The sequence below is a fragment of the Allorhizobium ampelinum S4 genome, assembly GCF_000016285.1.
Taxonomy (GTDB): Bacteria; Pseudomonadota; Alphaproteobacteria; order Rhizobiales; family Rhizobiaceae; genus Allorhizobium; species Allorhizobium ampelinum.
This window is the reverse complement of the sequence record NC_011986.1, coordinates 69,030-78,730: the sequence shown is the minus strand read 5'-3', so window position 1 is coordinate 78,730 and position 9,701 is coordinate 69,030. Positions and strand designations below refer to the sequence as shown.

Genomic DNA, 9,701 nt, shown 5'->3' with positions numbered 1-9,701 from the left:
CTATGATTGAAGGCCATGAAGGTAGTCAGAAACGGTCTGAGCCTTGGCGGCGGCTGTGACGATCGCCCGCTTATCCTGCTTCAAAACCGTCAGCCAGCTTTCCAGATAGGTCGCGGTGTTCTCGCGTGGATCGTGCTCAACGCCAAGGTCAGCGCATACGAAAGCCGCCGACAGTTCGGCAACGAGCTCTTCTACGGCATAGGTTTCGGTCCCAAACCGGCCGGAAAGATCGCGATCGAGACGGTGTTTCGAGCCGGTCCAGTGGCCGAGCTCGTGCAGAACGGTGCTGTAAAGATGGACTTCGCTTAGGAAGCGTTCACGCGCGGGCATCTCGATGTCGTCGGGACCTGGACGATAGCAGGCGTGCTTGCCGCCGTAGGTAATCTTCGCGCCGGTTCGACCGATAAAGTCTTCGACATGCCTGAGGAGCGGCATGGGGCCTTCCGGAATGTCTTCAACCGGGCTTTTGAACCGGTCGGGTAGGCCATCGATCTGCTCGACGTTGAAGACGGTGTAGCCCTTCAGGTACGGGATGCTCTTGTCGTCGGCTTCCTGCGCCTTCGGAGTGAAGGTCCCGTACTTGACGACGAGGGTTCCCTGTTCGCCCTTTCTGACCTGGCCCCCAAGATCCTGAGCCTGCCGGTAGGTCATCCAAGTGTTCCCGTCGTAGCCGGCGAGCTGGCTGGAAAGCCACAGGATGATGACGTTGATGCCGCGATAGGCTTCGCCGGTGGCGCGTTGCGGTACCGGCGAGCGGCGGACGGTCCCGCGCCAAGGGCGGATCCAGGGTTTCGTTCCTGCTTCAAGCTGCTCGATGATGGCATCCGTGATGCGCTGGTAGGTGTCCTTGCTCTGCATAGCCGTCGCCTTTTCGTTGGTTGACGGCAAAAAACGGAGATAGCCGAGACGAGCCCATGCACCCGGAGGGCCGCAACGGAGAGGAGGACCGCGAAGCGGTTGAATGGGGGAGGGGCTATCGTAGCTTGTCCGTCAATCACCCAACGAAACGGGAGACGGCAAACACAAGGGAGCAGGGGCCGCTAACGGCGCTGCGGATGCCGGTACTGCAACGGGTAGGAAGCCGGGCTAACGATCCCGGTCCTCCCGGTCGTTCTGCTGCTGACGGGTTGCCAGATGCTGCGCTTCGAGGGCCTTGAGCTCTGCGTTGTGATTTGACGGCTGCGGCGCTTGTTCAGCCTTTTGCTCGACGCTCTGAGGCTGCGCTTGGGCCTCCTGCTCCGGCCGCCCCAAGGTTCTGAAGTCAGATCGGGCGGTGAACTTCACCTCTTCGTCGTCGGCCGGGATCCGCTCCGGAAGGTCGGCGCGATCGACAGCGATAATGCCGTTCTCGGTCACAAGGGTTGCAACGCGATTGTCATGACCGAACACCTGGCCCTCGATCTCTTCGCCCGGGCGGGCAGTCCGAACATAATGCTCGAATGGCTTCTCGCCGACCTGCTCCAGATCCGCAAAGGCACCACGCAGCGCCTCGCGGCGGTTGGGGTCTATCGCATCCTCGATGACGTGCTTCAGGGCAGGGCTGGCAGGGTCATTTGTCGTGGCAATGGACGCTTCAATCATACGGGTCTTGCTGATCACGCTCATATCGATGTCATGCCCGTAATGCCGGCCGAGCTCCGTGATGAAGGTTTCCTGGGTTCTTCCGTTGCCTTCGCGAAATGGATGCACGTAGTTCAGCTCTGACAGCGCTTTTGCGGCCCGCTCAACGAATTCTTCCCTGCTGGCGGCTCGTAGCGCCTGCGGATCGCTGATCGGCTTCAGAGCCTCATTCAGGCCCAAGTCTATACGCGCGCCATGCAGGAAAGACGTTCCGCCTTTTGAGAGGCCACCAATCGGCTCGACACGAGCTCCGTCAACCACCGGGCTTTCGTTTCGGGTATGACCCGCCCATTCGTACACATCCTGAAATATGTGGCCGTGGATCGCCTTGAGATGAGCGGCATCAAAGTTCCCCTTGGGACCATCACCCTCAAGGATTTCCGAAATTCGGTCCTGCGTTGCGCGGTACTCGACCGTGCGAAGCTCCGATTTGGATTCGATACCGAACTTGTTACGAAGGACGTTCTGGCGATCCGGATCGTCTGACGTGTTGGGATAAGTGTAGGAACCCTTGGGGTGTTCTTCAGCCATGCGTAAACCAACAAAAAGCCGTCTGCGCGAGCAGACGGCCTTGAGCCTCTTGAGACTTGAATGAAATGATCAGCCCTTGGGCTGCGGCAAGATGCGGGCGCGATACTCTTCGCGGGTGAGATCGCCGGCAACGTAAGCAGCGGTTGCCGCTTCGAGCAGGGCGTCGTCGCCCTGATAGCCTTGGCGAATGTTCATGGCGCGAGCCTGATCGGTGCTCTTCTTTCGAGCCGCTACGGCTTCCGGGGAGCGGTCGGGACGGGTGGAATGAATGTTCATCGACAAATCTCCAATTACTGTTGAACCTAACACGAAAAGGGCCAAAAATCCAGCTATTTGGCGGATTTTCAGCCTTTTCGGGGTGAGATGCCCGGTCATGAACCGGGCTTCTCTGCGCAATCAATCGCGGGGTTCCCACTCGATGATTGCCTGAAGGGTCGGATCGTCCTGGCCGGGGAACCGGCCCAGATTGGCGTTAAAGCCCATGCGCTTGATCGAGATCGTGTAGTAGGGCTTGCCTTCGCCGTTCTCTTTTTTCCAGATGCCGCCCACGTCGAGGTTATGACCTGCGGGAGACGTTGCGTAGACGCGGTGCGTCGGGGCTCTTTCGTTGGTGGAAGAGAAAGGCGTTACCTTGATGGGGAGGTCTCGCTCGATGGTGGAGATGAGGCCGGTACCGTCTGCGGTTTCGATGTTGTCGCCGTTGAACTGGATGTAGTTGGTGATGCTTTTCATGGTGGTCACTCCTCTTTGGTGGTTGCGATGAGCGTTCACAAGGCACAGCGGAAAGCGGTGCGCACCGGAGGCCGAAGCGCAGCGGAGGAGGCTGGAAGGCTGCCAAATTTGCTTCGCGAGGAAGCCGAAGGCGGGGAAATTTGGAGGACAGCCAGCTTTGCGCAAACCGCGTCGCTGTGCGAACGGGCATCAAGAGCAACGGCCTTGGAGGGGTGTCTACTGAAAGCGTCTACCAAACATCACCTGTACGACCAACAACAATAACCGCATATTCCTGCGCCAATATTATTCACTTTTCGTAAGCATACAACAGTAAACAAACGGCTTTTTGCTCTACGAGATAGCCAATTTGGCGCTACCAAAGGAGGATTTCGACGGTTCCAGATCCAATTGTCACTGGGTTACTGATGAGAATTGGAACGGCGATAATTGCTCGGCGCGTCGATCTCGGCCGCCCACTGGCCCAAACGTCTGCCCCGGGCGCTGTCTTCGGCCTGGTGGTAAGCGTCAAGAGGCATTGAGTTCCCTCGCGGTAGATACTGCAACAGAAGTCGCGCCTGGCCGGCTTTCACCATTTCAAGGCCGATATCGGTTTGCTGGATGTAGCACTGTCCGACTAGGCGACGGTATTGGTCTTCGTCTATGATAGTGCATGTCACATGCTTTCCGTCGATAAGGCGAGAAAGATAGCTGCGAGCCTCGACACCACACGCCCATTCGGCTCCATTCTTCCAGCCCTTTTGCGAGCGCTCGCAGGCGTCAATCGCCGCAATCCTGATCCGCTGCTGTCGAATGCTGAAGGTGTCGCCATCGATCACGCGGGCTTGCCCGGAATAGTCCGCCGCGCTGGCTGGTTGTGAAAACACAAGAGCGAACAAGAGAGCCGAAAAAACGGGTTTTTTTCTCAATTTAGAGCCTCCATGGAGTTGCGGGCGGCAAGCCCGAAGACGGAACGCGAAAGATGAAGCTCACCGGATGCCGCCCGGTCCGTCATGGCGCGCAAATACCCTCCGGGCGAGCTGACTTCTTGGCGGGAATATTTCTCGAATGTGACCGCGATGGCGATCGCGGCGGCCTGCTGGCCCATCTGATCGACGGCGCGAAGCCGCGCGTCCTCTGAGACACCCGCCAAGCGGCAAATCTGCGGGGCGATGCGGGCGAGATCAGACCAGCTGCGTGGCGCGGTGGTGAAATAGTCTTTCAACGATGGCGCCGCTCTCCACACATCATCAAGAGCAACAATCCCTTGCTGCGGGCGAGATTGCCTATTGTCTGGGTCGGATCCTCTCGTCAGGCTTTCCTCAAAAGCCCTCTTGCTGGCGTAGCCAGCCTTAAGTGAATTGTGTTGTCCGGCTTTAGCCGGACGCCGTTCCTCTTTACTCCAGTCAAAGGGATGGGGGTTTGTAATCTGTTTGTGCATGTCGTTTTCGACATTCGTGCATGTCATATTATCATGATCAGACACGGTCTCAGGACGCCTTGATGCCTGAACGGAGCGTCCAACAAGCCACTCCAACAGGCGCGCTGCCCGTCTCGAAACAAACGCGGGCGCTCTGCTGGCGATACCAACGAAGGCAGCGATACGATCGATACGAGATGCAAGGCTCGCGAGGGCGGTTTCCGTCATATCGGCGGCATTCATCAGCGCAAAGCGGGCGCTCCTGAGTGCGGCCCTGAAGCGGCGCGCTGCGGCGTCATTGGCGCGTTTCTCCTCACGCTTCTGCCGCACAAGGGCATCGAGCTCACGGTAGCGGGCAATCAGCACACGCAAATCGATGCCACAAGCGTCCGAAAGTTCGCCTTCGCCGTCCCTGATCGGATAGCGCTTGAAATTCGCGCTGTCCTGCATGGTAACGAGCCCGGCGTCGAACAATCTCGACAGGATACGGCTGACACGACCAGGTGAGCGGTTAATCTCGAACCCCAGTTGATTGTTGGATTTGAATACAATGGGTCGCCCGCCCGTGTCGAAGGCGTCGGCCCGGGCGGTGTTGACGATCACTGTCAGCAGATGGCTTTCGGTACTGGTAATTAGGCCAGTGCATGGAAGGCTCTGTGACAACACCGCCAACTGGCCGCGCGTCACCGTTCCGACTTCCGTTGACTGTGCCAGTCGCCGGAACTCGGCTCTCTCCTTTGTCATTCTGCGGCCAGTTAGCCGCTTGTTCGTGAGGGTTTCCCTCATTTGTCCTGTCTCCTGTTCAAGGGACCAGACAAGGCTTCGCCGTTCACCGAGAAGGCGTTTTTCTTATTGACAGGGGAAGGGGGGTCTGCGAAAACAAATCTGCTTAATTATTTGGTTTTTTGCAGACCGCTTCCGGGTTTTCTCGGGAGCGGTTTGAACCGCCCCGGCTTTGCCGGAGACCCCAACTCGTGAGAAGTAGGGTCTATGACAAGCAAGACGACGAATAAATTCTCTCCTGAAGTTCGTGCCCGCGCCGTTCGGATGGTGACGGAGCATGAAGCCGAACATCCCTCCCGCTGGGCGGCGGTATCATCGATAGCGGCCAAGATCGGTTGCTCGGCGCATACCCTCCATGAATGGGTGAAGAAGGCCGAGGTCGACAGCGGCAAGCGTGCAGGTTTGCCGAGTGACGTGGCGGAGAAGATGAAGGCTCTGGAGCGGGAGAACCGCGAGCTTCGTCAGGCGAATGAGATTTTACGCAAAGCCTCGGCGTATTTTGCCCAGGCGGAGCTCGACCGCCCACTGAAGCGATGATTTCCTTCATTGACGAACACCGCTCGGTGCTCGGGGTCGAGCCGATCTGCAGGCTGCTGCCGATTGCCCCGTCCACCTATTATGAGGTCGTCGCCAAGCGCACGGACGTGGGTCGCCTATCGGCCCGCGAACGGAATGATATTGCCATGAAAGTCGAGATACGCCGGGTGTTCAACGAGAACTTCCAGGTCTATGGCGTGCGGAAAGTGTGGCGACAGTTGCAGCGAGAAGGCTTCGATATTGCTCGCTGCACCGTCGCAAGGCTCATGAGAATGATGGGTCTTCAAGGCATCATTCGTGGCAAGCCCATCAAAACCACCGTATCGGACAAGTCTGCCCCGTGTCCGCTCGACCGCGTCAACCGCCACTTCAAGGCTCCCGCGCCGAACATGCTCTGGCTTTCCGATTTCACCTATGTCGCGACCTGGCAGGGCTTCGTCTACGTGGCCTTTGTAATCGATGCCTTCGCCCGCCGTATCGTTGGCTGGCGGGCCAGTCGAACAGCGCACGCGGGATTCGTCCTCGATGCTCTCGACCAGGCACTCCATGATCGGCGGCCCGTCAAACGTGGCGGGCTGGTTCATCATTCCGACCGCGGCTCGCAATACGTGTCCATTCGCTATTCCGAACGACTGGCCGAGGCGGGCATCGACCCGTCTGTCGGAAGCGTTGGCGATAGTTACGACAATGCTCTCGCCGAAACGATCAACGGTCTTTACAAGGCCGAGGTCATCCATCGGCGAGGACCATGGCGCAACTTCGAAGCTGTGGAGTTCGCCACGCTCGAATGGGTCGACTGGTTCAACCACCGTCGCCTTCTGGAGCCCATCGGGAATATCCCGCCAGCCGAGGCCGAAGAACGATACTACGCCATACTGGACGCGCCAGCCATGGCCGCATAACTTAAACCAAACGGTCTCCGGCAAAGCCGGGGCGGTTCAGTTTTCTCTTTTCTGGGCCTGCGTGTTCTCCAGACTTGGGTTAAAAGGGTACGAGCCGCAGCATCAGCTGATTCCGGCCGGAGACAATACATAGCTTGATTACCCAACTTGGCGCAACGATTGAGCTTTCTCGCAATCGTAATTCGCACTTCAACGTGGCTTCTCCGCCTAGAACCCCTGAATATTATGGGTTTATGTTCGTATTGGCGTGCGCAAGAGCGTTTGGCTACGTTACCGAAATGGCTCAAACATCGGAACAGCACCTTTAGAGGGCTTTTTGACCTCGGGTGGGACGGAGAGTTTGAGAGGAGGGGGCCTGGGCCTCCTCTCAACGGAGGGGCGCGTTTCGCGACGATCCGAACCCATGAACCGGCTTTTCATCCCGTATTGCACTAAGTTTGCAAATGACAGAACGCCCGCCTCTGGTATCGGACCAAAGACGGGCGGCGCGGGTGACAACCGGGAATCAGGCGGGTTGAGCCTGTTCCTCGAAGAACGTGGGCGGAAGATTGAAAGCTTCCAGCGCCGTGTTAACGGCCGTTTGAACATCGCTCCAATCTACATGCTCGGGATCGGACAGATACGCCTGAATAAGTTGGCAGCAGCATTCGGCGGCTTTGGTGGGGTCGGGAACTTGATCGAACATGACTTGCCTCGCGTCGGAAGGGGAGCCGGTCATGCTGGAGGACGTGACCGGCTGACAGCAGCGCGGCTATTCCGCTGCTATCGGGAAAGGTTGCTCATCTTCTGAACGGGGTTCAGTCTGTTCGTTCTCGGCCTTCTGATCAGGCGCGATCCGCACCGGCGACGGAAGCCAGTTGGACCCTTTGATTGCGGTTTCGGCAAAGGCCGCCGCCTCGGCCTTCTTCATACTTGCGACACGCGATGCGAAATCAGCCCCTTTCACTTCTGCCACCGCCGCCTGAATGCCTGCGCGGTTCAGGCTCGAAAAATAGCTTTCGGCTGTCGTCTCGAACCAGTCGGTCATTTCTACCTTTAGGGTGCGCCCGATCTGGTCGGCGTGGGCGCATGCGTCCTTGCGGAAGCTATGTTTCGTCTCGACAGCGTTAAGGGTGTGCGCTGCGGCATACGCCAGCAGTCCCAGAAGCTCCGACTGCGGCTTATCGAGGAGATGCTCCCATAGGTCTTCCGGCTCGCCGGGGAGATGATAGCCGAAGTTCTCGGCAATCCGGTCCCATTCCTCGGTCGCCCGACTTGCATCCGGTCTTTTCATCGAACCTTGCAGACGCTCATGCGTCACGGCGATCTGCAACGCGGTCATCCCTCGCGAACGGCCATAGGTGCCGGGATAAACAAGATCGAGCAGCATGGCGTGAACGACGCTGACCAGAGCAACATCGGGATTGTTGGCAAGTTCGACACGCAGCGCTGCGGTCTTCTGCGCTGTCAGGTCTTCGACCAGCACAGCAGAATGGACGATCTTCGGCGGGCCGATTTCCTCAACCTTTTCGGAAGCCTCGGACCCGTTGTCGTCATCCTCCGTTTCCACTTGCTCGCTCTGTTCGTCATCACCCGGTTTGCGGATGCCAACGGCAATATCTGGCCTCCCGTAGTAATCCAAGGAAACGACCACCCCGCTTTTTGCCTTGTCCTCGTCGGAAAAGACTTCCTGCATCGAGTCCAGTTCATCCAGTCGTGCGCTGATGGCATTGATGCGCTCGGAATGGCTTTCCTCGCCCTCGTCACGGTCCATGAGCTCTACGAGTTCATCGTGCTCGGCGCACAGGCGCAAACGTTCCGATTGTTCATCAGGGGAAAGCTCGATCTGTTTCGGATAGACGCGAGGGACGCCGAAAATCCAGTCGGGCCGCTGCATGTATGTTTCGACAAATTTCCAGCCTTGCGACAAAAACGGCTCGGCCACCGCTGCCAGCTTCTCGCTGACCAGCTTTTCAACCAGAATTACGTCGAGCGCGAACCCGCCGCCCTGCGCGTCGAACAGGTCGCGGCGCACCGCGCCTCCTGCCTGTTCATAGACATCGAGGCCGCCGAGGAACGTGATACGCTTGTCGGTTCCGGCAATTTCGTCTGTCATCAGTGCCGACTTGATCCGCGACACATCGCGGCTCCATCGATCGAGAGACTCCCAGACCTGTTCCTGACGCTCATGATCATCGCAGACCGTGAAGGCGGTCAGCTGCTCAAACGTCATTTCGTCGTTGCGAAACAGGTCCAGCAAGACCGGCGAGACCTTCGCTAAGGCCAAACGGCGGCGAACGATGATTTCAGTCACACCGAACCGTGCAGCAATATCCGCGATTGCCTTACCTTCGTTGACCATGGCCTGAAACGCGACATACTGGTCGGCAGGGTGCATTTCCTCCCGCTGCACGTTCTCGGTCAGGCTAAGCTCTGTCGCCTCGTCGGCGGTCTTTACGATTGCGTTCACGGCATAATCGGCTGAAATCTGGCCGCGCTCGATAAGCAGCAACAGGGCAGCACGCCGACGCCCTCCCGCCGTAACAAAATAGCGGCCCTTGGGAGCCTTTCGCACGACGATGTTCTGAACCACGCCATTGGCGAGAATGGAAGCTGCGAGGCTTTCGACGCCCTCGGCCTTGTAGGTTTTGCGGACGTTTTTCGGGTCTGTATCAAGCTTGCTAAGCGGAATGCTGACGATCTTGGTCATAGGTCAATCTCCAAAGTTTTCCGGTTCCCTTGGGAGCAAGCCCCGCTAGTGGGCGAAGCCTTGCCTACGTTCCGTAGGATGTGCCCCCACATCCGGCGGAACGAAGGGGGAGGGCGCAGCCCGCTCCCGTCAGGGGGTGGAGCGGGTCATGGGTCCGGAGGAGGGAAAAACGGAAGGTTCGCCGGCTCGGCGGTGAAAGCCGTTTTTCCAGACGAGGGACAGCGCTTGCGCGCTTGCCCATTGGCGCGATCCGCGACCTGTCGTAAGAGCGGTATGTATAAAAAAATCGTGCGTCCGCTTCTCGGACGCTCATTCCAGAAGTGAACCGGCAAGCCGGTTCCCCGGATCGATCTGCCCGCTGCGCTCCGAGTGTTGGGCGCTCCGCTTCACGGGCAGATCTAGTTCAACGTAAATTAGGGCAATGAGAAAGTGCACCGTGTCGAGTGCCGCTCGGCGTGTCGATCGGCGCTTGCTCGTCGCGACGAGCCAAACGAACAATGAAGAGTAT

9 protein-coding genes and 1 other annotated feature are annotated in these 9,701 nt (G+C 58.3%); of the genes, 1 reads left to right on the top strand and 8 read right to left on the bottom strand.

All coding sequences use genetic code 11. The features are described from left to right. The 6 genes from AVI_RS28915 to repC all read right to left on the bottom strand — a co-directional run bounded on the left by AVI_RS28915 (position 1) and on the right by repC (position 5,068). Positions 1 to 858, bottom strand: coding sequence for an ArdC family protein (locus AVI_RS28915; protein ID WP_012653084.1), 858 nt, complete (start codon positions 856 to 858; stop codon positions 1 to 3). A gap of 228 nt (positions 859 to 1,086) precedes the next feature. Continuing rightward, the gene (locus AVI_RS28910; RefSeq protein ID WP_012653083.1) at positions 1,087 to 2,151 is read right to left on the bottom strand and encodes a Fic/DOC family protein; all 1,065 of its coding nucleotides are present in this window, start codon (positions 2,149 to 2,151) and stop codon (positions 1,087 to 1,089) included. A 69-nt stretch (positions 2,152 to 2,220) separates the two neighbouring features. Beyond that, positions 2,221 to 2,427, bottom strand: a complete 207-nt coding sequence (locus AVI_RS28905) for an antitoxin VbhA family protein (RefSeq protein ID WP_012653082.1) — start codon at positions 2,425 to 2,427, stop codon at positions 2,221 to 2,223. Positions 2,428 to 2,547: 120 nt separating this feature from the next. Further along, the gene (locus AVI_RS28900; RefSeq protein WP_012653081.1) at positions 2,548 to 2,883 is read right to left on the bottom strand and encodes a DUF736 family protein; all 336 of its coding nucleotides are present in this window, start codon (positions 2,881 to 2,883) and stop codon (positions 2,548 to 2,550) included. Between the two features lie 401 nt (positions 2,884 to 3,284). Continuing rightward, complete coding sequence (locus AVI_RS28895) at positions 3,285 to 3,791, bottom strand: thermonuclease family protein (RefSeq protein ID WP_012653080.1); 507 nt, start codon at positions 3,789 to 3,791, stop codon at positions 3,285 to 3,287. Further along, positions 3,788 to 5,068, bottom strand: a complete 1,281-nt coding sequence (repC, locus tag AVI_RS28890; protein WP_012653079.1) for a plasmid replication protein RepC — start codon at positions 5,066 to 5,068, stop codon at positions 3,788 to 3,790. The genes AVI_RS28895 and repC overlap by 4 nt, the downstream gene beginning before the upstream one ends. A 204-nt stretch (positions 5,069 to 5,272) precedes the next feature. On the opposite strand from repC, the gene AVI_RS28880 reads away from it, so the two are divergent. Beyond that, positions 5,273 to 6,504, top strand: a protein-coding gene (locus tag AVI_RS28880) for an IS3 family transposase (protein WP_085946666.1) whose coding sequence is annotated in 2 segments (ribosomal slippage) — positions 5,273 to 5,564 and positions 5,564 to 6,504 — 1,233 coding nt in all. Because the reading frame shifts where the segments join, the coding sequence is not laid out codon by codon here. Beyond that, positions 5,557 to 5,673 (top strand) — a sequence feature (AL1L pseudoknot). Its footprint overlaps the gene before it by 117 nt. A 505-nt stretch (positions 6,505 to 7,009) precedes the next feature. Here the strand turns inward: AVI_RS28880 and AVI_RS30905 are convergent. Next, positions 7,010 to 7,189, bottom strand: coding sequence for a hypothetical protein (locus tag AVI_RS30905; protein WP_041700169.1), 180 nt, complete (start codon positions 7,187 to 7,189; stop codon positions 7,010 to 7,012). Between the two features lie 66 nt (positions 7,190 to 7,255). Continuing rightward, entirely contained in the window at positions 7,256 to 9,193 is a 1,938-nt protein-coding gene (locus AVI_RS28870) for a ParB/RepB/Spo0J family partition protein (RefSeq protein WP_012653077.1), read from the bottom strand. Positions 9,194 to 9,701: the final 508 nt, after the last annotated feature.